The following is a 25,569-nucleotide window of genomic DNA, read 5'->3' as shown; positions in this document are numbered from 1 at the left end:
GGTCACACCCCCGCCGGGTACGTCTCCATCTCGCCGGGCGTGACGTGCGCCGGCAGCGGGTGCAGCGCCGTGGTCTCGTCGCACCAGATGAACGCGTCGTAGCGCTCGCCCAGCCGGGTCGGCACGTAGTTGCCCCAGGACTCGAAGCTCGGGTCGTACACCACCCCGATGGCCCGGTGGTCCGCCTCGCCGGTCACCCACTCCGGCTGGTCGTCGCCGCCGAAGACCAGCACCGCCCGGTCCGGCATCAGCTCGTGCAGCCGGTGCTCCACCGAGCCCTTCCGGGCCGGCGGCACCACCATCGCCTCGGCCGGGGAACCCCAGCGCGGAGCGGCTATCACGCTGCCGCGCCAGCTCCCGAAGCCGATCAGCGCCACCGTGTCCCGGCCGTGCCGTTCCCGGCCCAACTGCCCGATGTTGACCATCCCGTCCGCCGCCATGTCGGTGGCCCGGGCGTCGCCGACGTGCGTGTTGTGCGCCCACACGATTCCCCGCGAGCCCGGCCCGTACCGGTCGAGCAGCCGGTCGAGCGTGTCGGCCATGTGGATGTCGCGCACGTTCCACGACTCGGGGCCGCCGCCGACCATGGCCCGGTAGTACCGCTCCGCGCCGGCCACCACCTCCGCGTTCTGCCAGGCCGAGAAGCGGTCCGGGCCGTCCGCGGCGGCCTGTTCCCGGGTACGCGCCAGCAGCCGGACCACCTCCTCCTCGCACCGGGCGGAGACGAACCGGCTGGCCATCGCGTACTCCTCGGGCCGCTTGCCGTACGGCTCGAAGCAGCGGTACGCCTCCAGCGAGGCCGGGTCCTCCTCGCCCAGGTAGTCGAAGATGGCCTGCATCGACTCCCAGAGGGAATACACGTCCAGCCCGTGGAAGCCGGCCCGTTCCCCCTCCGGGCGTTCCAGGTTCCACGCCCGCAGCCAGCGGCAGAAGCGGGCCACCTCGGCGTTCGCCCACATCCAGGTGGGCCAGCGTTCGAACCGTTCCAGCGCCACCAGCGGATCGGCGAGCCCGTCCGGCGCGCCGACCACCGACCGGTGCACCCGGTCGCAGTCCGGCCAGTCCCCCTCCACCGCCACGAAGTCGAACCCCTGCTCGGCGATGAGGCGCCGGGTCAACTGCTCCCGCAGCCGGTAGTAGTCGTAGCTGCCGTGCGTCGCCTCGCCGATCATCACCACGCGGGCGTCCCGGACGCGCTCCAGCAGCGGGTCGAAGTCGCTCGGCGCGCCGAGCCGCTGTACCAGCATGTCCGCGGCTACCCGGGGCCCGCCGGGACAAACCGCCGCCGTCGAGTCGGGCGGCGGGCGTACGGCGGCGGCTGCGGCCCGGGTCGGCGGGGCGGGCGTAGTGGCGGACGCGGGCCCGGCGGGGGGCATGGCGCCGGGCTCATTGGGTAGCCGGGCGGCATGACCGTCACCGGCGCGCAGTTGCAGGAGTTCCTGGCCGGGCTGGACTACCCGGTCTCCCGGGAGGACCTGGTTCGCTGGGGCCAGGAGAACGGTGCCAGCACCGAGGCGCTGCAGGCGCTGCGGTCCCTGCCGGCCGAGGAGTTCCAGTCCCCCACCGAACTGGGCGAGGCGATCGTCACGCTGGCCGGCGCCTGACCTGCGGGTGTTAAGAGGGGCCCCTTCCTCTACCGGAGGCGTTAATAAGGGGCCCTTCCTTACAGCTCGACGGTGCGGCCCTGGGCGCGGGCGGTCTGCGCGGCGTCCAGCACCGCCACCACCTCGCGGCCGAACCGCACGTCGCAGCGGTGGTCGCGGGTGCCCGCGTCGACCTCTTCCAGCAGCTGGTCGAGCGCGGTGGAGAACGCCTGGAGCGCGCTGCCGTCGCCGGGCGGGACGGTCTCGGTGCCGTTCTCGCCGAAGAAGACGAAGTCCCGGGTGACCGCCTCGGACGGCGCGTCCAGGGTGAGCGAGAGCGAGCTGGTGGCGCCGCCGTCGTGGGTGAGCAGCAGGTGCACCAGACCGCTCGGGCCGTCCATCGCGGCGACCCGGGTGACCCGGCCGAGCACCGGCAGGATCAGCGACAGCGCGTGCGGGCCGATGTCCCAGAGCGCGCCGCGCTCCCGCCGCCAGGTCGAGTCGCCGTACGGGTTCCCCGGCTGGAAGATCGACGCGAACATGGTGGCCCGGGCGTGCTGCCAGCCGCCGGCCGCGGCGGTCGAGGCGAGGAACCCGGTGACGTTCGGGTGGAAGCGCTGGGTGAAGAAGACCACCGAGGCCACACCGGACGCCTGGGCCGCGTCGACCACCCGGTCGGCGCCGGCGAGGTCGAGCGCCAACGGCTTGTCCAGCAGCAGGTGCCGCCCGGCGGTGGCGGCGCGGACGGCGATGTCGGCCTGCACGTCCGGCGGGAGCGCCACGGCGATCGCGTCGCACGCGTCGATCAGCGCGTCGACGTCGGTGAAGGCCGGTACGCCGTGCCGGGTGGCCAGTTCCTCCGCCTTGGCGGGGTTGCGCCCCCACACGCCGGCGAGGCGTGCCCGCGGGTGCGCCTCGATGGCCGCGGCGTGCGTCTGCGCCGCCCAGTAACCCGTGCCGAACAACCCGAACCGCACCCGGACCCCCTGCCGTCGACGTCCGCCACCGGCGTACGCCGGGACCGTGATCCACGCTAGTCGTCCGGCCGGTCCGGCGCGCCTCGACCCGGCGGGCGGGCCGCTACTACACCGGTTAGTAGGCTGTGCCGGTGAACGACACTGTGTCGACGACCGTCGCGGCGGCCGCCGGATCGCCGGTGGACGGGCCGCTCGCCACGGTCGCGATCGTGATCTCGCTGGCGGTCGCGCTCTGGGCCCTGGTGGCGGCGGTACGCCACCGGCCGCCGGACCGGATCCAGTTCGTCGGCCTGGCCGTGCTGGAGGTGGCGCTGCTCGCGCTGACCGTGGTGGCGCTCGTCGCGCTCGGCGGCGGCGAGCGGCCGGGCGAGCCGGGCGCGTTCTTCGGCTACCTGGCGACGCTCGTCTGCCTGCCGCCGCTGGCCTGGGTGCTGGCGCGGATGGAGCCGACCCGGTGGGGCTCGGGCATCGTCTGCGCGATCTGCCTTGTCACGCCGGTCGTGGCGGTCCGGCTCCAGCAGACCTGGGAGGCGCTCGGTGGCTGACACCACGACCGCGCACGAGCATCGCGCCACCAACCGCGGCCCGGGCCGGCTGCTGATCGCCGTCTACATCGTCTTCGCCATCGCCGCGACCTCGCGGGCCGGCCTGCAGATCGCCACGAAGTTCGACGAGGCGCCGGTGGCGTATCTGCTGTCCGCGGTGGCGGCGCTGATCTACATCGTGGCGGCGGTCGGGCTGGCCCGGGCCGGGCACGCCGGCCGCCGGGTCGCGCTGGCCTGCTGCGCCGTCGAACTGGTCGGGGTGCTCGGCGTCGGTGTGCTGAGCATCGCCGACAAGGAGCTGTTCCCGGACGAGACGGTCTGGTCCGGCTTCGGCAGCGGCTACGGCTACGTGCCGCTGGTGCTGCCGGTGCTCGGTCTGTTCTGGCTCTGGCGCACCCGGCGCGACCCCGCCTGAGCGGGCCCGCGCCGGGTCGGGGGCGGTCAGTCCTTCGGACCGCCGGCGACGTAGATGACCTGGCCGGAGACGAACGACGCGCCCTCGCTGGCGAGGAACGAGATGGTGTGCGCGACGTCCTCCGGGCGGCCGGGGCGGCGTACCGGGATCTCGGCGGCGGCGTGCTTCTGGAGGTCGTCGAAGTCGACCTTCATCCGGGCCGCGGTGGCGGCGGTCATGTCGGTGACGATGAAGCCCGGCGCGACCGCGTTGACAGTCACCCCGAACGGGCCCAGCTCGATCGCCAGCGTCTTGGTGAAGCCCTGGAGGCCGGCCTTCGCGGCCGAGTAGTTCGCCTGGCCCCGGTTGCCGAGCGCGGACGTGCTGGACAGGTTGACGATCCGGCCCCACTTCGCCTCGACCATGTGCTTCTGCGCGGCCTGGCTGAACAGGAACGCGCCGCGCAGGTGCACGCCCATGACCGTGTCCCAGTCGCCCTCGGTCATCTTGAACAGCAGGTTGTCGCGCAGCACACCCGCGTTGTTGACGAGCACTGTCGGTGCGCCCAGCTCGGCGGCGATCCGCTCCACGGCTGCCTCGACCTGGGCCCGGTCGGACACGTCGGCGCCGACGCCGAGCGCCCGGCCGCCGGCCGAGCCGATGGCGTCCACCGTCTCCTTGGTGGCGGACTCGTCGATGTCGACCACGGCGACGGCCATGCCGTCGGCCGCCAGCCGGCGGGCGGTCGCCGCGCCGATGCCGCGCGCGGCTCCGGTGACGACGGCGATGCGGGGCTCCTCCGACATGCTTACCTCCCGGTAACTTGTGGCTCGATCGAAGGAGCTTAACCCGCCGGTACGCCGCGCCTACCGCCCGTGGCCCCGGCAGAGCCGGATCCACCGGTAGCCGTACCCGCCGAGCTTGAGCCGGTCGAGCTTGCCCACGTCCTCGTAGTTGCGGTCGCTCAGCACGTCGATCGGCAGGTCCGCCTCCGGGGCCAGCGTGCTCAGGTCCACCTCGACGTCCTCGGTGCCGAGGTTGTGCAGGAAGACCATCGTCCCGGTACGCCCGTCGGCGCGGTGCGCGAGCACGCCCGGCGGCATCGGCACGTCGATGTGGGTGGTGCTGCCCGAGCCGGTCTCCGGCGCCTCCCGCAGCGTCCGGATCATCCGCTCGAACCAGCCGAGCAGCGACCGCGGGTCCTTGCGCTGGGCGGTGACGTTGACGTTCTGGTAGCCGTACTCGCCCTTGTCGATCACCGGGCGGACCAGCTTCTCCGGCTCGGCGGTGGAGAAGCCGGCGTTGTCCGCGTAGGACCACTGCATCGGGGTGCGGATCGCGTCGCGCCCGTCCAGCGACAGGTCCTCCCCCATGCCGATCTCCTCGCCGTAGCGCAGCACCGGCGTGCCGCGCAGCGAGAACTGCAGCGAGTACGCCAGCTCCATGTGCCGGCGGTCGTTGCCGAGCATGGGCGCGAGACGACGGCGGATGCCCCGGCCGTAGAGCTGCATGTTCTCGTCCGGGCCGAACTTCGCCAGCACGTCGTTGCGCTGGTCGGCGGTGAGCCGGGACAGGTCGATCTCGTCGTGGTTGCGCAGGAACGTGGCCCACTGACCGCCGGTGGGCAGCTTGGGGGTGTCCCGCAACGCCTCGATGATCACCTCCGGGTCCTCCCGGGCCAGGGCGAGCATCAGCCGGCCGTTGAGCATGAAGTCGAACAGCATGTGGATCCGGTTGCCCGAGCCGCTGCCGTCACCGAAGTAGACGGGCAGCTCGTCCGGCTCCACGTTCGCCTCGGCCAGCAGGACCGCGTCGCCACGTCGCCACTGCACGTGCTGGCGCAGGTCGGTGAGGAAGTCGAAGTCCTTCGGCGAGTTCGGGTTGCCCGGCTCGGTGCGCTCGATGATGAACGGCACGGCGTCCATCCGGAAGCCGGAGACGCCGAGCTGGAGCCAGAACGAGGTGATCTTCTTGATCTCCGCGCGGACCTTGGGGTTCTCGATGTTCAGGTCCGGCTGGAACTTGTAGAAGCGGTGGTAGTACCAGGCCTTGGCGGTCCGGTCGTAGGTCCAGGTCTCGTGCTGTTCGCCCGGGAAGACCATGCCCTGGTGGCGGTCGGCCGGCTCGTGGTCGGCCCAGACGTACCAGTCCCGGTACGGCGAGTCCGGCGAGGACCGGGCGGACTGGAACCACGGGTGCTGGTCCGAGGTGTGGTTGACCACCAGGTCGATGATCACCCGGATGCCCCTGTTGCTCGCCTGGTGCAGCAGTTCGGCGAAGTCGCCGAGCGTGCCCAGTCGCGGGTCGACGTTGTAGAAGTCGGTCGCGTCGTACCCGTCGTCCTCGTTGGGCGAGGGGTGGATCGGGTTCAGCCACAGGCAGGTCACGCCGAGCCGGGCCAGGTAGTCCAGCCGGCCGATCAGCCCCTGGAAGTCACCCACTCCGTCGCCGTCGGAGTCCGCGTACGTGTCGACGTCGAGGCAGTAGACGACCGCCTCCTGATACCACCTGTCACCCATGCGAGGACTACTTCTCCGAACGTGCGCGCCGTCAAACCCGGTACGGTGCCGGGATGAACGAGGCGTACGACTGGTCCGCCGGCCACTGGCTGAACCCGCCCGAGCGGGCCGAGCCGGTCGACGGCGGCCTGCTCGTCGAGCCGCACGGCGGCAGCGACTTCTGGCGGCGCACCAGCTACGGCTTCGTGCACGACGACGGCTCGGCACTGCTCGCGCCGTTCGGCGCGGGCAGCGCCGTGGAGGTGTCTTTCCTCCTCGACTACTCGGAGCAGTTCGATCAGGCCGGTGTGCTGGTCCGGGTGGACGAGCGGCGGTGGACCAAGGCCGGGGTCGAGGTGAGCGACGGCGCGCCGCAGGTCGGCGCCGTGGTCACCGAGGAGTTCTCGGACTGGTCGGTGGCGCCGGTGCCGCAGTGGTCGGGCCGGGAGGTGACGGTCCGGGTGAGCCGGGCCGGGGACGCGCTGACCGTCCGGGCCCGGTGCGACGACGAGCCGTGGCGGCTGGTCCGCGTCGCCCCGCTCGACCCGGCGGCGCAGGCGTCGGCCGGGCCGTACTGCTGCTCGCCCAGCCGGGGCGGGCTGCGGGTCCGCTTCACCGGCTGGCGACGGGGTCCGGCGGACGCCGCGCTGCACCCGGAGGGCTGAGTCACAGGTGTGACACCGGCCGGTCCGGGTAACACTTTCGGATCTCCGGCTCTCGCGTGGAAGGACCGACATGGCCCTGGCCCAGGACGTCGACCCGAACCAGTTCACCGGGCTGACCGGCTGGGTGGCGAGCGTGATCGACTCGCTCGGCGCGGTCGGCGTGGCGTTGCTGGTGGCGCTGGAGAGCATCATCCCGCCGATCCCGAGCGAGATCGTGCTGGCGATGGCCGGTTACCTGTCCGCCGAGGGCCGGTTCAACGTGGTGTTCATCGTGCTCGCCGCGACGGTCGGCTCGCTGCTCGGCGCGCTGGTGCTCTACTGGCTCGGCGCGGCGCTCGGCGAGGAGCGGCTCAAGCGCTGGCTGGACCACATCCCGCTGGTCGACCTGCAGGATCTGGAGAAGGCCGACCGTTGGTTCGAACGGCACGGGCGGTGGGCGGTGCTGATCGGCCGGGTGGTGCCGGTGGTCCGCAGCCTGGTCTCCGTCCCGGCCGGCGCGAACCGGATGCCGCTCGGTGAGTTCATCCTGCTCACCACGCTCGGCAGCGGGGTGTGGAACGCGCTGATCGTCGGCGCCGGGTTCACCCTCGGGTCGCGGTGGGAGGACGTCGACAGGTACAGCTCGTGGTTCAACTACGCGATCTTCGCCGTCTTCGGTTTCATGATCGTGAGCTGGGCGGTGAAGAAGGTGCGCCGGCGGCGCGCCCGGCAGTCGGTGACCGCCGGGCGCTGACCGCGTCGCGGGCTCAGAAGCCCGCGGTGATGCCGGTGAACTCCCAGGTGTTCTGCGCGATGCCGGAGCAGTTGGCGACCACGCCGCCGCCGGGGCAGGGCCGGTCCCGGTTGACCGACCAGAACGTGAACCGGGCCAGGCCGCGCGCCTTCGCCCAGTCGCGGATCTGCGTCCAAGTGGCCGGCGAGGTCAGCTCCTGCTGGTCGGAGAGGCCGTTCATGCCGGACAGGCCCATGTGGGCGTACGCGGTGGCGTCGGACCAGCCGAACGCGTTCTTGAGCGCGGTCTTCAGGCCCTCGGCCGCGTTGACGGTGCTCTGGTACATGTTCGCGCCGCCGCCGAAGTCGAACGGCATGATCGTGAACACGTCGATCCCGGCGCCCTTGGCCGCGGCCTGGTTGATCAGCCGGGTGCCGTAGTACGACGGCCCGGTGGTCGAGGTGCCGAACGTGATGATCGTCTTGATCCCCGGGTTGTTCTGCTTGACGATCTTCAGGGCGTCCAGGATGCGGTCCTGCACCACCTCGTTCTCGAACTCGTCGCTGTTCTCGATGTCGATGTCGATGGCCTTCAGCCCGTACGCGTTGATGACCTGCTGGTACGCGCCGGCCAGCGCGGCGGCGGACGAGCAGTTCGGGCCGAGCTTGTTGCCGCTCCACCCGCCGAAGGACGGGATGACGTCGCCGCCGGCCGCCTTGATCGCGGCGATGGTGGCGGCGTGCGTGCCGCCGGTCAGCGGACCGCTGCCGTCCCAGGCCGGGGTGCAGCCGCCGCCGGAGAGCACGAACGCGATGGTGAACCACTTGATCCCGGTCGCGCCCATCACGGTGGACGGCGCGGGCGGGTCGCCCCAGCCCGGGTAGAGGTAGGGAGCGGCGGCCATCGCGCCCCCGCCGCCACCGGTGCAGCCGCTGGTGGTGGCCGCGACCGCCGCCGACTTCGCCGACTCGCCGCTGCCGTTGTACGCGGTCACCGTGTAGCTGTGCCCGCTGCACGCGGCCAGCCCGGAGACGGTGGCCGAGGTGCCGGTGACGGTGGCCTTGACCGTGCTGCCCTCGTAGACCCGGTAGCCGGTGACGGTGCCGGAGACCGCGTTCCAGGCGAGCGAGACCGACGACGCGGTGGTGCCGGTGACCCGCAGGCCGCCGGGGGTGGCGGGCGCGCCCGGGTTGCCGGGGTTGCCGCCGCCGGCGCAGGAGGCGCCGTTGACGGTGCAGTTCACCGGGTCGCCGGTGCCGCTGACGACGAAGCCGAAGCTGGTGCTGGCGCCCGGGGCGAGCGCGCCGTTCCAGGACTGGTTCACGGCGGTGACGTGCTGGCCGGAGGTGGTGAGGCGGGCGTCCCAGAACGAGCCGAGCGTGCTGCCGGACGGCAGGTCGAACTGGACGTTCCACGAGGAGATGGCAGCGGAGCTGTCGTTTGTGACGGTGAACCGGGCCTCGTACCCGCTGCTCCAGCTGGAGGTGCGGACGAAGGCCGCGGTGGCGGCGGAGGCGGGCGGGGCGGCGAGCAGCGCGCCGGCGACCACGGCGGTGGTCAGCGCGGCGGCGAGCGTCGCCAGGCGGGGGCGGAGTCTCACGGCGTCCTCCAGGGGACGGGCGGGGGGGGTGGAGAGGGATTCACAACCGTCGACGTGCGCCTATTATTAGGAGTGTTAACTGTTTCTGTCCAGCACCGGTTCGACGCGACCCGGACCGGGGTCCGGGTCGCGCCCCCATCGGCCTCAGCGACGGAAGGTGAACCAGTTGACGTTGACGAAGTCGGACGGCTGCCCGCTGCTGAACGTCAGGTAGACCGTGCGCCGCCCGGTCACCGCGCCGACGTTGCCCGGCACCGAGCGCCAGGTCTGCCAGCCGCCGGTGTTGCCGATCGCGAAACTGCCGATCGGCGGCGCGGTCGGGCTGTCCACCCGGACCTCCACCAGCCCGCTCACCCCGGACGCCGCGCCGGAGGCCACCCGGGCCACGAAGTCGCGCGGCGGCGTGGAGCCGAAGTCGACGTTGTCGTAGCGGGCCCAGTCGCCGTTGGCGAGCCAGCCGATGTCCTGGCCGCCCTCGGAGCACGTCTCCACCTGCACGCCGTTCTGCGCGTTGAACGACTCGGCCTGGATCGTCGAGTAGGCGTCACGCACCCCGCCCGGCGGCGGCGTGGTCGGGGTCGGCGACGGGTTGCTCCCGCCACCCCGGGTGTAGACGGCCACGTAGTCGACGAGCATCGACCGGCCGGACACCGTCGACGCGGTCGGCGTCGCCGAGCCGGCCACACCGTCCGGGAAGCCGCCGCCCATCGCCACGTTGAGCAGCAGGAAGTAGCCGGCGTGGCTGGTCATCTGACTCCAGTACGGCTCACCGATCTGGTTCTGCCCGACGGTGTGGAAGAGCTGGCCGTCGACGTACCAGCGCAGCTGCTGCGGGCTGATCGAGGCGTCCCACTCGAACCGGTAGGTGTGGAACGCCGACTGGCAGGTGCTGCCCGGGCAGGCCCGGGACGCGCCGATGCCGTTGAACTCCCCGCACGGGCCGCCCGGCGCGACGCCGCAGTGCAGCACGCCCCAGACCGAGTTGATCCCGTTGACGTTCTCCATCACGTCGAACTCGCCGATACCAGGCCAGTTCTGGTAGTTGCCCCGGTACGGCGAGCCGAGCGCCCAGAACGCCGGCCAGTACCCGGATGCCGCCGCGCCGGTCACGTTCGGCATCTGGATCCGGCCCTCCAGGGCCAGCACGCCGCCCGACGGCGGCTTGAAGTTCGCCCGTACCGTCTCGATCCGGGCCGAGGTCCAGCGGCCGGCCGAGTCCCGCAGCGGCGTGATGCGCAGGTTGCCCGAGCCGTCGTGGGCCAGGTTGGCGGTGCTGGAGGTGTAGGTCTGGATCTCGCCGGTGCCCCAGTTGGCCGGGCCGCCCGGGTAGCTGGTGCCGGTATCGATGATCCAGTTGGCGGACGAGGGCAGCGTGCCGGCCGAGCCGGTGAAGTCGTCGCTCCACACCAGGCTCCAGCCGGAGGGAGTCGGGGGCACCGCGGCCTGGGCGGTCATCGAGACGCCCGCGAGCGCTGTGGTGAGCGCGAGCACACCCGCGGCCAGGGCGAGGCGGCGGCGCGATCGGGGCACGGTGGCGGAGGCGGCCGGAGCCGCCGGGATCGGGTTCATTCGGGGTGCCTCTCTGCGGGGACGGGTCCGGGAGAGCGCTCTCTGAGAGCGATTTCTACGCGCCCGCCCCCGCACTTGTCAACGCTTGTCGATGGCTGCCGCCGGCTGCGGGCGACGCAGCATCACCTGCTCCAGCGCCGTCCACGCCGTGGTGGTCACCAGATAGAGCACCGCCGCCAGCGGCACCACCAGCGCGACGAGCACCGTGCCGTACGGCAGCAGCGGCAGCAGCCGGCCGAGCACCGCCGCGCCCGGACCCTCGGTCGGCGTCCCGGCCACCGTGCCGGTGGCGGCTGCCGCCCGGCGCATCCGCCGCGACGACCACCAGGCCAGCGCGAGCAACGCGGCCAGCAGCACGCCGAACACCAGCGGCACCGGGCCGGCCAGGCCGTCGCCGAGGTGCCACCCCAGCGGTACGCCGGCCAGCCGCTCCCCCAGCAGTTGCGGCGCGCCGTCACCGGTGGCGAACAGTCGGTACATGACCAGGAAGAACGGCGCCTGCAACAGCGCCGGCAGGCAGCCCGCGACCGGACTGGCCCCGGCGTTGCGGTAGAGCGCGAACAACTCGGTCTGGAGGCGGGCCGGGTCGTCGGCGTACCGGCGCTGGAGTTCCCGTACCTCGGGGGCGAGTGCGGTCCGGCGCCGCTCCCCGCGGACCTGGGCCACTGTCAGCGGCGAGATCAGCAGCCGGACCGCGGCGGTGAACAGGACGATGGCGGCCGCCGTGGCGGCGCCGCCGGTGAGCGGGGCGAGCACGTCGGCGAGCCAGGTGACGACGGTGGCCGCGGCCGACGCCGCGGAGTGCAACGGTGCGAAGGCGAGCATGGGTGGACCCCTCGATGGCGATTCCGGGTGTCCCGGGCGGCGACGTGCCGCACGGCGGGACGGATGACGACGGAATCGGCCGCGAAAGCCGGGAAGGAAACGGCGGCCCGCCGGCGCGGGCCGGAGGGTGGCTACGCGGCCGAGGGGCGCAGGCCGGGTGCGCGGGGGCGCGGACGCCCCGGCGCGTTCGGGTCGACCTGGCGGGGAACGCCGCGACGGCGGGCGCGGGCCCGCAACGCGGCGGCGAACCGGGTGCCGGGCGGCGTGGGCAGCGCGCGGACCCGCAGCGCGAGCAGGGTGGCGAGCAGCAGCGCGGCGACCACCGCCGCGCCGGCGAGCAGCCCGGCCGGCCGGTCGGCGAACAGGGCGAGCGCGTACGCCCACGCCCCCGTCAGCACCGCCAGCATCCCCGCCACGCGACCACGGTATCCCGCCGTGTCACGCCCTGCTGCCCCGTGCGCGAACGCACTCGACCGACCCGAACGGGCGAACCGGCGCCGACACGCCCACCGGCACGTTTTCCGGAACGGACACGGTGGGTAACAGGTCCTCGGCCACGCGGCACCGTGCCGCGAGTGGTCCGGAGGAGACGGTGGTGGCGATGAGCGGCTCAGTGGCGGAGCGTGAGCGGAGCGCCGCGTCGGGCGGAACCGACCTGCTGACAGTCGGCGTCGAGGAGGAGTTCCTGCTCGCCGACCCGCACACCGGGACCGCCGTACCCGCCGTCGACCTGGTCATGGAGCAGGTGCCGGCCGAGCTGCGCGGTCAGGTGGAGCGCGAGTTCCAGACCAGCCAGATCGAGATCGGCAGCCCGCCCGGGCTGGACCTGTCCTCGATCCGGCACTCGCTGTCGATGCTGCGCGCCGAACTGGCCGACGCGGCCGAGCGGGCCGGCGTACGGCTGCTCGCGATCGGCACCGGACCGGTCGACGGGCCGGTGCCGCCGGTGGTGGACAAGCCCCGCTTCGACCGGATGATCGAGCGGTTCCGGCTGCTGGTGCCCGGTCCCGGCAACAACGGCATGCACGTGCACGTCGGCATCCCCGACCCGGACACCGGCGTGCAGGTGCTCAACCACGTCCGGCCGTGGCTGCCGATCCTGCAGGCGGTCACCGCGAACTCCCCGTTCTCCCGCAGCGAGGACACCGGGTACGCGAGCTGGCGCTCGGTGGAGTGGGAACGCTGGCCGTCGGTCGCGCCCACCCCGTACCTGGAGTCGCACGAGCACTACGAGCGGCTCATCCGGCAGCTCATCGCCAGCGGCGTGATGCTGGACGAGGGAATGCTCTACTGGTACGCCCGGCTCTCCGCCAAGTACCCCACCGTGGAGATCAGGATCGGCGACGTCTGCCCGACCGTGGACGACGCGGTGCTCGTCGCCGCGCTGGTCCGCGCGCTCGTGGCGACCGCGCTCACCGACATCGCCGCCGGCCGTCCCGCCGTCAACACCGACCACCACCTGCTCGTCGCGGCGCACTGGCGGGCCGCCCACGACGGGCTGGAGGGCGAGGGCGTCGACCTCACCGACGGTGAGCTGCGCCCGGCCTGGGAGCTGCTGGACCGGCTCGTCGACCGGCTGCGCCCGAAACTGGATCGGCACGGCGACCTGGACCGGGTGACCGATCTGCTGGGCGGGCTGCGCCGGCACGGCAGCGGAGCGGCCCGGCAGCGGGCGGTGTTCGCGCGTACCGGACGGCTCGTCGACGTGGTCACGGACGTGGCACGCCAGACCCGTGGCTGAGCGGCCGCACGGCCGTGTCCCGGCGTGACAGGATGGGCGGCGTGGCGGAGCGCATGATCGTCATCGGCGGCGACGCCGCCGGCATGTCGGCGGCGTCACAGGCGCGTCGCCGCCGCCGCGACCGGTCCGACCTGGAGATCGTCGCGTTCGAGCGGGGGCACTTCACCTCCTACTCGGCCTGCGGCATCCCCTACTGGGTGAGCGGCTTGGTCGAGGAGCGGGACGAGCTGATCAGCCGCGATCCGCAGACCTTCCGCGACGACTTCGGCATCGACGTCCGTACCCGGCACGAGGTCACCGCCGTCGACCTGGACCGCCGCGAGGTGATCGCGCGGGACCTGGACGGCGGCGGCGAGGTCCGCGCCGGTTTCGACACCCTGGTGTACGCCACCGGCGCGTCCCCGGTGCAGCCGGACTGGGCGCGCGACGACGTGTCGGGCGTGTTCGGCGTACAGACGCTGGGCGACGGCGCGGCGCTGATCGACTGGCTGGAACGCGAGCCCCGGCCCCGGCGCGCGGTGGTGGTCGGCGGCGGCTACGTCGGCGTGGAGATGGCCGAGGCGCTCGTGCAGCGCGGGCTCTCCGTCCAACTGGTGGAGCAGGCCGACCAACCCATGTCGACCGTCGACCCGGACATGGGCGAGCTGGTGGCCGACGCGATGCGTGCCACCGGCATCGGCGTCCGCACCGGCCTCACCGTCACCGGGCTGGAGGAGCGGGACGGCCGGATCTCCGCCGTGGTCACCGACGAGGGACCGGTCCCGGCCGACGTCGTGGTCCTGGGTCTCGGGGTACGCCCCAACACCGCGCTCGCCGAGGCCGCCGGCCTGCCGATCGGGCCCTCCGGCGGCGTCCGGACGGACCGCCGGATGCGGGTTCCGGGCGTGCCCGGCGTCTGGGCTGCCGGTGACTGCGTGGAGTCGCTGCACCGGGTCAGCGGCATGCCGGTGCACATCCCGCTCGGCACGCACGCCAACAAGCAGGGCCGCGTCGCCGGCATCAACATCGGCGGCGGCTACGCCACCTTCCCCGGCGTGATCGGCACCGCCGTCACCAAGGTCTGCGAGCTGGAGGTGGGCCGCACCGGGCTGCGCGAGCGGGACGCGCTGGACGCCGGCTTCGAGTTCGTCACGGTGCTGGCCCAGTCGACGAACCGGGCCGGCTACTACCCGGGCGCGCGGGAGATGACGGTCAAGCTGATCGCCGAGCGGCCCAGCGGGCGGCTGCTCGGGGCGCAGATCGTCGGCTGGTCCGAGGCGGCCAAGCGGATCGACGCGCTCGCCGTGGCGCTGTGGAACGGCATGACGGTGGACGAGATGACAGCGCTCGACCTGGGTTACGCGCCGCCGTACGCCCCGGTGTGGGACCCGGTGCTGATCGCCGCCCGCAAGGCCGTCGACGCCCTCGCCGCCGCTGTGTAAGGAAGGGCCCCCTATTAACGCCTCCGGTAGAGGAAGGGCCCCTTCTTAACACCGAGACCCGGGTTTGTCGGTGCTCGGCGTTAGCGTGTGCGCGTTGCCGGTCCGGCACTTCCCCTCGGAGGTAAACCCCCATGTCACAGGAGACGACCTACCTCGAACTGTCCGAAGTGGACGGTGGAGCGCACAAGTTCTACGAGGTGGTGGTCGACGACACCGCGATGACCGTGCGCTACGGGCGCATCGGCGACCAGGGCCAGGTGAAGACGAGCACCTTCCCGGACAACGCCCGCGCCCGCGCCGCCGCCGCGAAGAAGATCGGCGAGAAGGTCCGCAAGGGGTACGCCCCGGCGGTGCGCGGCGTACGCCAGAAGCGCACGGTCTCGCGCCGGCAGATCGTCAGCACCCGCTCCACCGCCCGCACCGCGCCGGTCCTCTGGCGGTACGCCTCGGGCGCGCCCGCCTTCGGCATCTTCGTCGACGACCGGCACTGCATGGTCGGCAACGAGCACGGCGTGATCACCACGCTCGACCACGACGCCCGGCTGGTCAACCAGGTCCGGCTCCCCGACGGGGTGAAGTGCATCGTCGCCGACGACGCCTGGGTCTACGCCGGCTGCGACGACGGCAACGTCTACGACCTGTCCGGCAAGGTGCCGCGCGCGGCGTACGCGATCGCGCCCGAGATCGACATCTACTGGCTGGACATCCACGACGGCGTGCTGGGCGTGTCCGATCGCGACGGCGGCATCTCGGCGATCGACCACGAGGACGAGTTCCTCTGGCGCCGGCCGGGGCGCGGCCGGTCCGCGTGGATGGTGCGCTGCGACGCCGACGCGATCTACCACGGCCACTCGCAGGGGGTCACCGGCTACGACTGGCGTACCGGGCGGGAACTGTGGCACACCGGCACCGGGGCGGTCCTGTTCGGCTGGCAGGAACGGGACGCCGTGTTCGCCGGCACCGGCACCCGCGAGGTGGTCCGCCTGCGCAAGGACGGGCGGGCCGAGCAGACGTACCGCTGTGACGCCGCGGTCTTCTCCTGCGCCACCGCCGAGGGCGGCCGGTACGTGTTCGCGGGCGACAGCGCGTCCTCGATCTACTGCTTCGACCAGGCCGGCAACCGGCTGTGGAAGCTGGGCACCGGCTGCGGCTCGGCGTACTCGATGCAGTACCACGACAACCGGCTCTACGTGGTCACCACGAGCGGCCACCTGGCCTGCATCGACGCGAGCGAGGCGGCGATCCGGGCGGCCGAGGCGGGCAGCGTGCCGGACGTGGTCGACGTGAAGGCGCCGGCCCGGCTGCCCGAGCCGGCCGCCTGGACCTCCGTCGAGGTGACCACCGACGACCGCGACGGCGTGCTGGTGCAGTGCGTCGAGCAGGGCGGCCGGCTGCGCGTCCACGTTCTGGCCGACGGCTACCGGCGGGACTGGCCGGTGCAGTTCCCCAAGGGCATCCGCGAGCCGGGCGCGCGCTTCCTGGTCACCGAGGTCCGCGAGTCCGGCCGGGGCGGCTTCTACCGGGCGTACGGGGACATCCGCCGGCTGCGCTGAGCCGCCGGCCGAGTCGGAGGGCGGGTCGGCCGGGGTCCTCGGCCGACCGTCCCGGCGAATCGACAGGCCGACGGGGCAGCCGGCAACACATCGACGGAGTACGGTACCGACAGGAGAACTCTCCGTTACCGGTCAACCTCGGAAGGGGCACCGACATGCGAGTGTGGCGCATGGCCGCGACGGCTCTTCTCCTGCTGCCCGGCGGTGTCCTCGTCGCCGCGCCGCCCGCAACCGCCGCACCTTCCGCAACCGCCACGCCCTCCGCAACCGCCACGCCTTCCCCTGCGGCCGTGGCGGACCAGACGCCACCGGTGCTGGTGGACGTCACGGTCTCACCCGACGCGGTCTCCGTCTCGGGCGTCGACCTGGTGCCGGTGACGGTGACGGTGCACCTGACCGACGACACCGGCGTGGTCGAGGCCTCCGAGATGGACGGCGGCTCCCTGCCCTACGTCGGTCTGCGCCTCGTCGGCACGGACCGCACCGACGGCGCCGAGTTGTCGCTCACCGCCGGCACCCCGCAGGACGGCACCTGGAGCGCGACGATCCAGGTGCCGTCGACCTGGAACGGCACCTGGGAGGTCAACCACCTGGTGGCTACGGACGCCGCCTGGAACCGGCTCGACGTCGACCCGTCCGCCTCGGCGAACACCAGGCTGAAGGTCACCGGCACCCACCGGCCCGCGGTCACCATGCGTTTCACCCCGGACCCACTGGTCGGTGACGGTCCGCTGACCGTGGCGGGACGGTTCTACTACGAGGACACCGGCGAGGGCATCGGCAACCAGCCGATCTTCTTCGGCAGCGACAACGTCTGCGTCGAATACCTGAGCGAGCCCAACGGCACCACCAAGGCCGACGGGACGTTCTCCCGGACCTATCCGAAGGGCGACAACTACCTCAAGTGCGTCGGCATCATCCGTCCGTCCCCCTCGGAGATCTCGCCGCGCTACATCGTCGTCGCGGCTGACCACCCCCGGGTGAGGCCGACAGTCACGGCGAAAGCGAACCGCACCACCGTCAGGCCCGGCACCACAGTCACCATCACCGGCGTGGTCAAGCCCGACGGCAGCTTGGACATCGAACTCCAGCAGCTCCAGGGCAGGACGTGGCGGAAGGTGGCCGCCGACCTGACGAACGGCGACCGCGGCGCGTACCGCATCACCATCACGCCGAAGACACCCGGCACCTTGCGCTACCGCGTGGTCGTCCCGAGCGAAGACCCGGCGCTGGTCGGCGTGTCCGAGGTGGTCACCGTACGCGTGTCGACACCCGGCGGCGAGCCCTCGCCGGGCGGCGGCGGAGGCGGTGGCACCGTCGGAGGCGGAGGCACCGGAGGGCTTCCGATCACCGGTCCCGCCACCGCGCCGCTGGTGGCTGGCGGCGGGGCTCTCCTGATCGTCGGCGCCGGCCTGATGCTGCTGGCCCGCCGCCGCCGACCGACCCCGGACGGATGGTAGATCCGGACGGGCACCGGGCCGGGCACGACGACTGCCCCGGCCCGGCTCCCCTGACCGCGGATCACACTGGCGCCCCTTCCCCAACCACACCCGGCACCTGACGTCCCGCGCCGAACCCTCCACTCCTGCCAGTTGATCAAGGAGTTTGCGGCGAATTTCTGACGCTCCGGTGACGCGAACTCCTTGGTCAACACCGGGTGCCGAATGCTGCCCGCCGACTGACAGCCACGGCCCAGCTTGATCAACACCAGGTCGCCGAGGTGGTGGCATCAACGGCTCCGCGACACCACCACCTCGGCGAGGTGGTGTTGATCAAGGGTGATGATGCCACCACCTCGGCGAGCTGGTGGGAGGCGTGGCTGCGTCAAGGGTGGGACCGGCGTCGGCGGTGATCTCGGGCAGATGAGCACCGTCCGGTTGATCCATCTCGTCTTCGTCAGGCCGCTCGGCGAGGGCCGGGACGGCCATGAGCGTCACTTCGTCGGCGTGCGCGTCGAGGACGCCGCGGTGCACGGCCGGTCGCCTCGCTCGGCCAGGATGACCGGATGCGGTGTGACATTCCTGAGAGCCTGCGCTGGGTCGAGCGGACGGAGGCCGGGCGGGCCTGGCTCGCGGAGCTGCCGGACCGGCTCGCCGCGTGCGTCGCACGGTGGGAGCTGACGGTCGGGCCGCCGTTCGGGTACGCGTTCGCGTCGCTGGCGCTGCCCGCGACGCTGCCCGACGGGACGCGGGCGGTGCTGAAGCTGCAGTACCCGGACGACGACAGCCGTCACGAGGCCACCGCGTTGGCGCACTGGGACGGCCGGGGCGCGATCCGGCTGCTCGCCCACGATCCGGGCCGGCGCGCGTTGCTCGTCGAGCGCTGTGACCCCGGCACCCCGCTGTACGGCCTGCCGCCCGACGCCGCGCTCGACGTGGCGGTCGAGCTGCTGCCCCGCCTCGGGGTGCCGGCCGGACCGCCGTTCACTCCGCTCGCCGAGGAGGCGGCCGGCTGGGCGGAGCGGATGCCGGGCAACTGGCAGCGGGCCAACCGCCCGTACGAGCGGCGGCTGCTGGACGCCGCGCTCGGGCTGCTCGCCGACCTGGCGCCGAGCCAGGGTGAGCAGGTGCTGGTCAACCAGGACCTGCACGCCGGCAACATCCTGGCGGCGGGACGCGATCCGTGGCTGGTGATCGACCCGAAGCCGCTGGTCGGCGAGCGGGAGTTCGCGGTGGTGCCGCTGGTGCGCGGCGCCGAGCTGGGCCACTCCCCCGCGGCGGTCCGGCACCGGCTCGACCGTCTCAGCGCCGAGCTGGGCCTGGACCGGGAGCGGGTACGCGGCTGGGCGATCGGCCAGACGGTGGCCTGGTGCATCGGCGGCGACCAGGTCTTCCCCGGCAACGTCGAGGCGGCCCGCTGGCTGCTCGACGAGATGTGAGTCAGCCCGCCTGGCAGGTGGGGCACCAGTACAGGTTGCGTCCGGCCAGCGTGCCCCGGCTCACCTCGGTGCCGCAGACGTGGCAGGGCGCGCCGGGGCGGCGGTAGACGTACACCTCGCCGCCGTGCCGGTCGACGCGCGGCGCCCGGCCGGTGACCTCCGGCAGGTCGGCGTCGCGCACCGTGTCGATCCGGCCCCGCTCGACCGCGCGGGTCATCAGCGTCACCAGGTCCGCCCAGAGTTCGGCCCAGCCGGCCGCGCTCAGGTCGCGGCCCGGCAGCAGCGGCGGCAGGCCGGCCCGGAACAGCGCCTCGGTCACGAAGATCAGGCCGGTGCCGGCCACCACCGACTGGTCCAGCAGCAGCGCGGCGAGCGGGGTGGGGCTGCGCCGGATCCGCGCGTACGCCCGGTCGGGGTCGGCGTCGGCGCGCAGCGGGTCGGGTCCGAGCCGGTCGCGCAGCGCCGTCACCTCGGGCGGGGTCAGCAGTTCGCAGGCGGTCGGGCCACGCAGCTCCAGCCAGTTCCGATCGCTGTGCAGGCGCAGCCGCACCTGCCCGACCGGGGCCGGCGGCTCCCCGGCCCCGTCGGCGAACTTCCCGTACAGCCCCAGGTGGACGTGCAGCGTCAGCTCGACCGCGTAGTGGTGCAGCAGGTGCTTGCCGTACGCCTCGGTGCCGTCCAGGACGGTGCCGCTGAGGCGGGCCGCGCCCTCGGCGAAGCGGCCCTGCGGGCTGTCTGCGTGCACCTTGTCGCCCGCGAACAGCTCGGCGTGCCGGGCGGCGAGGCGGTGGATGGTGTGTCCCTCTGGCACAACGACCAAGCGTAGCCAGCGGATCGGATGGCCGGCCACGTCGGGTGCTGGGACGACGTTGAATCGACGTTCGTCGACTGAAAGACTGGCGGCGGTAGCGCTCGGGAGCCAGTGCGAGCCGCTCGATCTCGCCGGAGGGACAAGCGCGGGGTGATGTGCCACCCCGGTGCCGGGCAGTCGTCTCCGGCGCTCCGCCGTGCCGCTACGGCGGCGACATCGCGGTCCACCACCACTCCGGCGCCGACCGCCCCCGGCGCCCCCAGCTCGGGAGAGACACATGCTCCGTACGCTCGGCGCGGCACTGGCCGCCACCCTCACCCTGACCGGCCTGACCGCCTCGGCCGGTGCCGACCAGTCACCCGCCGCCACGGCGATGACGGCCGCCGCCACGGCGACGCCCACTCCCACGCCCACCTTCGCCTGCCCGCCGGCGCTGCCGGTCACCGGCCAGGTGACCGGGGCCACCGCGACCAGCGTCACCATCACCTACTGGATGGTGCTCAGCCCGCCCTGCGGCTACGACCCGCCGCTCCTCGTCAGCCTCTTCACCAGCCGCGAGGACGCCACCGCGTGGCGCAACCCGGTGGCCGAAGCCGTCACGGGGCCGGAGCGCCAGGGAAAGGTGACAGTCACCGGCCTGGCCCCCGACACCGACTACTGGTTCCGGTTCGGCGACACCCACGGCACACGGGACCCGTACGTGATCGGCGGGCCGGCCCGGACGTCGGGAACCTGCTCCGCGACGGCCACGATCGACGCCAGCTGGGGCGGTGGCTTCGTCGCCACGGTGACGGTGCGCAACGACGGCGCCGAACCGGCACCGGGCTGGCTCGTCTCCTGGCGCTGGTCGGGTGACGAGCGCATCCAGTCGGTCTGGGGTGGGGTGGCGGAGGGCACCGGCCAGGACGTCGCGGTCCGCAACGCCTCCTGGAACGGGACGCTGCCGCCGGGTGGCTCGACGACGTTCGGCCTGCTCGTGGCGGCCGGCGCGACGCCCGGCACCATCACGCCGAAGTGCGGCAGGTGACAGCCGTGCGAGGGACGACACGGTACGGCGCGGTCGTGGTGGCGCTCGCGGTGGCGCTCGCGGCGGCGGTGCTGGGACCGGCGGCGGGCGCGCTGGCGGCGCCGGTGACAGTCACCAACGGCACCCAGTTCACCGACACGAGCGGCGCCGTGGTGCACGCCCACGGCGGCGGCGTGCTCAAGGTCGGCGACTACTACTACTGGTTCGGCGAGAACCGCAACCCGGACAACACGTTCCGGGCGGTCTCCGTCTACCGCTCGACGGACCTGCGCACCTGGGAGTTCCGCAACAACGTGCTCACCCAGTCGTCGGCGGCCGAGCTGCGGGTCGCCAACATCGAACGGCCGAAGGTCATCTACAACGCCGCCACCGGCCGGTTCGTGATGTGGATGCACAAGGAGAACGGGTCCGACTACAACGAGGCCCGGGCGGCTGTCGCCTCCTCGGCCACTGTGGACGGCAGCTACACCTATCACGGCAGCTTCCGGCCGCTCGGGCAGCACATGTCCCGGGACATCACGCTCTACAACGACAACGGCACCGCGTACATGATCTCGGCCGCCGACGACAACTACGACCTGAACATCTACCGGCTCACGTCGGACTACCTCAACGTGGCCACCCTGGTGGGCAACTTCTGGGACGGCGCGCACCGCGAGGCGCCGGCGATGTTCAAGCGGGGCAGCACCTACTTCCTGCTGACGTCGGGGGCGACGGGGTGGAGCCCGAACCAGGCCCGGTACGCCACCGCGTCGAGCATCTCGGGACCGTGGAGCGGCTGGACCGACGTGGGCAACGGCACCACGTTCAACTCGCAGCCGGCGTTCGTGTTGCCGGTCCAGGGCACGTCCGGCACCAGCTACCTCTATCTGGGTGACAGGTGGGCCGGAGCGTGGGGCGGCCCGGCCAACGACTCCCAGTACGTGTGGCTGCCGATCGCCTTCCCGACCGCCACCAGCATGAGCCTGACCTGGTACCCGTCGGTCACCATCGACGCGGCGGCGGGCACCGTCACCGGCAACTCGCCCGCGTACTACCGCGTCACCGCCCGGCACAGCGGCCGGGTGCTGGACGTGATCAACGGCTCCACGGCGAACAACGCCGAGGTCAAGCAGTGGAGCTGGAACGGCGGCGGGAACCAGAGGTGGGAGTTCCAGGACGCCGGCGGCGGATGGTTCCGCCTCGTCAACGCCGCGAGCGGCAAGTGTCTCGACGTCGCCAGCGCGAGCACCGCCGACGGCGCCAACATCATCCAGTACACCTGCGGCAGCGGCGCCAACCAGCAGTGGCAGTGGGCCGCGCGCGACGGCTGGTTCCAGTTGCGGGCCCGGCACAGCGGCAAGTGCCTGGACGTCGTCAACGCCGGCACCGGAGACGGCGCGGACGTCCAGCAGTACACCTGCGGTTCGGGCACCAACCAGCAGTGGTCACGCACGGTGGCGTGACCGGACGGCACGCCTGAGCGTGCGGAGCGAGCCCAGGGGTGTCGATTTCGGCACCCCTGGGTACTTCCTGCATGTCATGCGCGGCCTCCGCGCCTGGATCAGGAGGTGCCACAGTGAAGATCCTGTCCCGCCGGAACGCTCCGGCGACCAGTACCGATACCAACGGCGACGGTGTCGTCGACGAACGCGACCGGACCGCCGAGCAGCCGGCCGACCGGCCGGTGGTCACCGACCGCGACGAGGAGCGGACCACGTACCGCAGCGCCGCCACCGCCACCGACGACGAGCGCGCCCGGGACGCGGCGACCGACCGGGACGCACGCGACCTCGACGCCACCACCGACGGCCGGACGGCGACCACGACGACCGGCCGCCGGACCGTGGCGGCCGACGACGAGCGGGAGGCGGAGGCACGGCGGCGGGCCGCGGACCGGGGCGCGGCGGCGCGTGCGGTCACCGGCCGCCGGGTCGACGCCGACACGCGGACCGTTCCGGTGACCGACGCGCGGACCGCCGGCGCGGCGCCCGTCGCCGAGCGCACCACCGACCTGGACCGCGACGGCCGCGCCGACCTCGACCGGGACGGCCGCCCCGACGGTACGGACACCGACGGCGACGGCCGGGTGGACCGGCCGGAGCCGTACACCACGAAGCGTCCCCGGGCCAGCCTGCTCGCCACGCTCGGCCTGATCGTCTCGGTGGTCGGGGCGCTGTTCGTGCTCTCCGGCACGCTCGCCGGGTACGGCATCGGCGTCGGCGCGGCCGGCGCGGTGCTGGCGGTGCTGGGCCTGATCGCGACCCGTCGCCGGCACGTGGCGGGCAAGACCGACGCGCTGATCGGCATCGCCGTCGGCCTGGCCGCGGTGGTGCTCGGCATCGTGGCGATGACCGGCCAGTTCGACTGGCCGACCACCGACGGCGACTGGGTGGGCCGCTTCCGCGAGTGGCTCGACTCACAGTTTGCCAACTGGTTCTGACGGGCACTGTCCCGATCGCCGACGCAGGGCGTCGGCAGCCTGATCAGCTCCGGTGGTTCACCGGCCGGGCAACACCTCTTTCGGGGGCGGCGGTTCGCCGCCCCCGAAGTGTGTCCGGCGTCGACGCAACGATCGTTCGCCGCCCACTTGCTCAACGCAACGATTCGCTGCTCAACGCAACTTCTCGCGGTGGATGTCGTCTACCCGGGCCGCATAACGTTGGACCACGGCGCCAGCCCGTGGGCCGACGGTGGCCGGGCGCGCCCGACCCTGGGAGCACGACATGACGATGGACGCCATCCGCCAGCGCTTTCTGATGTGCCGGCCGACGTACTTCGCCGTCGACTACGCGATCAACCCGTGGATGGACCCGACCGCCCCGGTCGACGCCGACCTGGCGATCCGGCAGTGGGAGCAGCTTCGGCGCACGTACCTCGACCTGGGCCACGAGGTCGACCTGATCGAGCCGGTCGCCGGCCTGCCGGACATGGTCTTCGCCGCGAACGGCGGCACCGTGATCGACGGCAAGGCCATGGCGGTGCAATTCCGCGACCCGCAGCGCGCCGACGAGGCGCCCGCGTACCGGGCCTGGTTCGAGGCCGCCGGCTTCGAGATGTACGACCCGAAGCACGTCAACGAGGGCGAGGGCGACATCCTGCTGGCCGGTGACCACCTGCTCGCCGGCACCGGGTTCCGCACCGCGCACGCCTCGCACGCGCAGCTCCAGGAGGTCTTCGGCTACCCGGTGGTCACCATGCAGCTGGTGGATCCCCGCTTCTACCACCTGGACACCGCGCTCACCGTGCTCGACGAGCGCACCGTGGCGTACCTGCCGGAGGCGTTCTCCCCCGGCAGCCGGGCGGTGCTGCGCCGGCTGTTCCCGGACGCGATCCACGCCACCATGGCCGACGCCGAGGTGCTGGGCCTGAACGCGGTGAGCGACGGCCGGCACGTGGTGCTGCCCGCGCAGGCCACCGACCTGGCCGCGAAGCTGCGCGACCGGGGCTACGAGACCATCGGGATCGACCTGTCCGAGCTGCGCAAGGCCGGCGGCGGACCGAAGTGCTGCACGTTGCGACTCCGTCAGGGAAAGGCGAGCAAGTGATCATCGACGACATGCTGCGGACTCCGTCCGCGGTCCGGGACGCGGAGCGTCACACGGCGCACAACTACCACCCGCTGCCCGTGGTGATCTCGTCGGCCGAGGGCGCCTGGCTGACCGACGTGGACGGCCGCCGCTACCTGGACTGCCTGGCGGGATACTCGGCGCTGAACTTCGGCCACCGGCACCCGAAGCTGATCGAGGCCGCGCACGCGCAGCTCGACCGGCTCACGCTGACCAGCCGCGCGTTCATCCACGACCAGTTCGCCGACTTCTGCCGCGAGCTGGCCGCGCTCTGCGGCAAGGACCTGGTGCTGCCGATGAACACCGGCGCCGAGGCGGTGGAGACCGGCATCAAGGTGGCCCGCAAGTGGGGCTACCAGGTCAAGGGCGTCACGCCGGGCCAGGCCAACATCGTGGTGGCGGAGGGCAACTTCCACGGCCGTACGACCACCATCGTCAGCTTCTCCACCGACTCCGACGCACGCGCCGACTTCGGGCCGTACACCCCGGGTTTCACTGTGGTCCCCTACGGCGACCTGGCCGCGCTGACCGAGGCGATCGACGAGAACACGGTGGCCGTGCTGCTGGAGCCGATCCAGGGTGAGCAGGGCGTCGTGGTGCCGCCGGAGGGTTACCTGCCGGGTGTGCGCCGGGTCTGCACCGAGCGCAACGTGCTGTTCGTCGCCGACGAGATCCAGTCGGGCCTGGGGCGTACCGGCGCGACGTTCGCCTGCGAGCACGAGGGCGTCGAGCCGGACATGTACCTGCTGGGCAAGGCGCTCGGCGGCGGCATCGTGCCGGTGTCGGCGGTGGCCGCGAACCGCGACGTGCTGGGCGTGCTCCAGCCGGGCCAGCACGGCTCGACGTTCGGCGGCAACCCGCTTGCCTGCGCGGTCGCGACCGAGGTGGTCCGGCTGCTGGCGACCGGCGAGTTCCAGCGCCGCTCGGCCGAGCTGGGCGAGCGGCTGCACGCCGGCCTGCGCGGCCTGCTCGGCAAGGGCCTGGTGGCGGTACGCGGTCGCGGCCTGTGGGCCGGGCTGGACATCGACCCGGCGCTGATGACCGGCCGGCAGGCGTGCGAGCTGCTGATGGAGCGGGGTGTGCTCGCCAAGGACACGCACGGTTCGACCATCCGGCTCGCCCCGCCGCTGGTGATCACCGAAGAGGAGATCGACCACGCGGTGGCGCAGCTCGCCGCCGTGCTGGCCGGCTGAGGCCGTACGCGAGAAGGCGCCGGGACCGC

The 25,569-nt window shown here is 72.7% G+C and carries 24 protein-coding genes; 15 read left to right on the top strand and 9 right to left on the bottom strand.

Annotated features, from left to right (window positions below; translation table 11 throughout):
• Positions 1-2: 2 nt before the first annotated feature.
• Positions 3-1,247: an erythromycin esterase family protein gene (locus DQE82_RS28755; RefSeq protein ID WP_113974716.1), complete on the bottom strand. Its 1,245-nt coding sequence runs from the start codon at positions 1,245-1,247 to the stop codon at positions 3-5.
• Positions 1,248-1,406: 159 nt separating this feature from the next.
• Between DQE82_RS28755 and DQE82_RS28750 the strand changes: the two genes are divergently transcribed.
• Positions 1,407-1,604, top strand: coding sequence for a DUF2795 domain-containing protein (locus DQE82_RS28750; RefSeq protein WP_043328589.1), 198 nt, complete (start codon positions 1,407-1,409; stop codon positions 1,602-1,604).
• 59 nt (positions 1,605-1,663) lie between these two features.
• Here the strand turns inward: DQE82_RS28750 and DQE82_RS28745 are convergent, their stop codons facing one another.
• Entirely contained in the window at positions 1,664-2,560 is an 897-nt protein-coding gene (locus DQE82_RS28745; protein WP_113974715.1) for a Gfo/Idh/MocA family protein, read from the bottom strand.
• 131 nt (positions 2,561-2,691) lie between these two features.
• On the opposite strand from DQE82_RS28745, the gene DQE82_RS28740 reads away from it, so the two are divergent.
• On the top strand, positions 2,692-3,105 hold the full coding sequence (locus DQE82_RS28740; protein ID WP_082931094.1) for a hypothetical protein: 414 nt from the start codon (positions 2,692-2,694) through the stop codon (positions 3,103-3,105).
• A complete protein-coding gene (locus DQE82_RS28735) occupies positions 3,098-3,520 on the top strand; it encodes a hypothetical protein (RefSeq protein ID WP_043328585.1) in 423 nt (140 codons plus the stop codon). Before DQE82_RS28740 ends, DQE82_RS28735 begins: the two co-directional genes overlap by 8 nt.
• A gap of 26 nt (positions 3,521-3,546) precedes the next feature.
• Here DQE82_RS28735 and fabG read toward each other — a convergent pair whose 3' ends face one another.
• Both fabG and DQE82_RS28725 read right to left on the bottom strand, forming a co-directional pair.
• On the bottom strand, positions 3,547-4,305 hold the full coding sequence (fabG, locus tag DQE82_RS28730; protein WP_113974714.1) for a 3-oxoacyl-ACP reductase FabG: 759 nt from the start codon (positions 4,303-4,305) through the stop codon (positions 3,547-3,549).
• Positions 4,306-4,365: 60 nt separating this feature from the next.
• Complete coding sequence (locus tag DQE82_RS28725; RefSeq protein ID WP_043328583.1) at positions 4,366-6,018, bottom strand: alpha-amylase family protein; 1,653 nt, start codon at positions 6,016-6,018, stop codon at positions 4,366-4,368.
• Positions 6,019-6,071: 53 nt separating this feature from the next.
• On the opposite strand from DQE82_RS28725, the gene DQE82_RS28720 reads away from it, so the two are divergent.
• Both DQE82_RS28720 and DQE82_RS28715 read left to right on the top strand, forming a co-directional pair.
• Positions 6,072-6,662 (top strand): DUF1349 domain-containing protein, encoded by a 591-nt coding sequence (locus DQE82_RS28720; protein ID WP_113974713.1) that lies wholly within the window; start codon positions 6,072-6,074, stop codon positions 6,660-6,662.
• A 70-nt stretch (positions 6,663-6,732) separates the two neighbouring features.
• Complete coding sequence (locus DQE82_RS28715; RefSeq protein WP_043328580.1) at positions 6,733-7,395, top strand: DedA family protein; 663 nt, start codon at positions 6,733-6,735, stop codon at positions 7,393-7,395.
• A 13-nt stretch (positions 7,396-7,408) separates the two neighbouring features.
• Here the strand turns inward: DQE82_RS28715 and DQE82_RS31400 are convergent, their stop codons facing one another.
• The 4 genes from DQE82_RS31400 to DQE82_RS28695 all read right to left on the bottom strand — a co-directional run bounded on the left by DQE82_RS31400 (position 7,409) and on the right by DQE82_RS28695 (position 11,775).
• On the bottom strand, positions 7,409-8,974 hold the full coding sequence (locus DQE82_RS31400; RefSeq protein WP_069087379.1) for a cellulose binding domain-containing protein: 1,566 nt from the start codon (positions 8,972-8,974) through the stop codon (positions 7,409-7,411).
• A gap of 144 nt (positions 8,975-9,118) precedes the next feature.
• Positions 9,119-10,543, bottom strand: coding sequence for a carbohydrate-binding protein (locus tag DQE82_RS28705; RefSeq protein WP_043328578.1), 1,425 nt, complete (start codon positions 10,541-10,543; stop codon positions 9,119-9,121).
• Between the two features lie 78 nt (positions 10,544-10,621).
• Positions 10,622-11,368 (bottom strand): YidC/Oxa1 family membrane protein insertase, encoded by a 747-nt coding sequence (locus tag DQE82_RS28700; RefSeq protein WP_113974712.1) that lies wholly within the window; start codon positions 11,366-11,368, stop codon positions 10,622-10,624.
• A gap of 131 nt (positions 11,369-11,499) precedes the next feature.
• Positions 11,500-11,775, bottom strand: a complete 276-nt coding sequence (locus tag DQE82_RS28695) for a DUF6412 domain-containing protein (protein ID WP_043328576.1) — start codon at positions 11,773-11,775, stop codon at positions 11,500-11,502.
• Positions 11,776-11,960: 185 nt separating this feature from the next.
• Between DQE82_RS28695 and DQE82_RS28690 the strand changes: the two genes are divergently transcribed.
• From DQE82_RS28690 to DQE82_RS28665, 5 genes are all read left to right on the top strand, one after another.
• Complete coding sequence (locus DQE82_RS28690; RefSeq protein ID WP_113974711.1) at positions 11,961-13,109, top strand: glutamate--cysteine ligase; 1,149 nt, start codon at positions 11,961-11,963, stop codon at positions 13,107-13,109.
• Between the two features lie 41 nt (positions 13,110-13,150).
• Positions 13,151-14,530, top strand: coding sequence for an FAD-dependent oxidoreductase (locus tag DQE82_RS28685; RefSeq protein ID WP_113974731.1), 1,380 nt, complete (start codon positions 13,151-13,153; stop codon positions 14,528-14,530).
• Between the two features lie 131 nt (positions 14,531-14,661).
• Positions 14,662-16,083: a WGR domain-containing protein gene (locus tag DQE82_RS28680; RefSeq protein WP_069087377.1), complete on the top strand. Its 1,422-nt coding sequence runs from the start codon at positions 14,662-14,664 to the stop codon at positions 16,081-16,083.
• 290 nt (positions 16,084-16,373) lie between these two features.
• Positions 16,374-17,543, top strand: coding sequence for a hypothetical protein (locus DQE82_RS30740; protein WP_158560018.1), 1,170 nt, complete (start codon positions 16,374-16,376; stop codon positions 17,541-17,543).
• 545 nt (positions 17,544-18,088) lie between these two features.
• Entirely contained in the window at positions 18,089-18,961 is an 873-nt protein-coding gene (locus DQE82_RS28665) for an aminoglycoside phosphotransferase family protein (RefSeq protein WP_113974709.1), read from the top strand.
• A gap of 1 nt (position 18,962) precedes the next feature.
• Here DQE82_RS28665 and DQE82_RS28660 read toward each other — a convergent pair whose 3' ends face one another.
• Complete coding sequence (locus DQE82_RS28660) at positions 18,963-19,772, bottom strand: Fpg/Nei family DNA glycosylase (RefSeq protein ID WP_113974730.1); 810 nt, start codon at positions 19,770-19,772, stop codon at positions 18,963-18,965.
• A 277-nt stretch (positions 19,773-20,049) separates the two neighbouring features.
• On the opposite strand from DQE82_RS28660, the gene DQE82_RS28655 reads away from it, so the two are divergent.
• The 5 genes from DQE82_RS28655 to rocD all read left to right on the top strand — a co-directional run bounded on the left by DQE82_RS28655 (position 20,050) and on the right by rocD (position 25,540).
• On the top strand, positions 20,050-20,799 hold the full coding sequence (locus DQE82_RS28655) for a cellulose binding domain-containing protein (RefSeq protein ID WP_064447860.1): 750 nt from the start codon (positions 20,050-20,052) through the stop codon (positions 20,797-20,799).
• A gap of 5 nt (positions 20,800-20,804) precedes the next feature.
• Positions 20,805-22,244 carry an RICIN domain-containing protein gene (locus DQE82_RS28650; RefSeq protein WP_199496151.1) on the top strand — a complete coding sequence of 480 codons (1,440 nt, stop codon included), beginning with the start codon at positions 20,805-20,807 and terminating at the stop codon, positions 22,242-22,244.
• A 113-nt stretch (positions 22,245-22,357) separates the two neighbouring features.
• Complete coding sequence (locus tag DQE82_RS28645; protein ID WP_064447861.1) at positions 22,358-23,221, top strand: DUF4190 domain-containing protein; 864 nt, start codon at positions 22,358-22,360, stop codon at positions 23,219-23,221.
• A 289-nt stretch (positions 23,222-23,510) separates the two neighbouring features.
• Positions 23,511-24,326 carry a dimethylargininase gene (gene ddaH, locus DQE82_RS28640; protein ID WP_181373781.1) on the top strand — a complete coding sequence of 272 codons (816 nt, stop codon included), beginning with the start codon at positions 23,511-23,513 and terminating at the stop codon, positions 24,324-24,326.
• On the top strand, positions 24,326-25,540 hold the full coding sequence (rocD, locus tag DQE82_RS28635) for an ornithine--oxo-acid transaminase (protein WP_187693737.1): 1,215 nt from the start codon (positions 24,326-24,328) through the stop codon (positions 25,538-25,540). The genes ddaH and rocD overlap by 1 nt, the downstream gene beginning before the upstream one ends.
• The last annotated feature ends 29 nt before the right edge of the window (positions 25,541-25,569 follow it).

The organism is Micromonospora sp. LHW51205, assembly GCF_003315815.1.
GTDB lineage: Bacteria > Actinomycetota > Actinomycetes > Mycobacteriales > Micromonosporaceae > Micromonospora > Micromonospora chalcea.
This window is presented reverse-complemented; position numbering and strand designations above follow the sequence as displayed.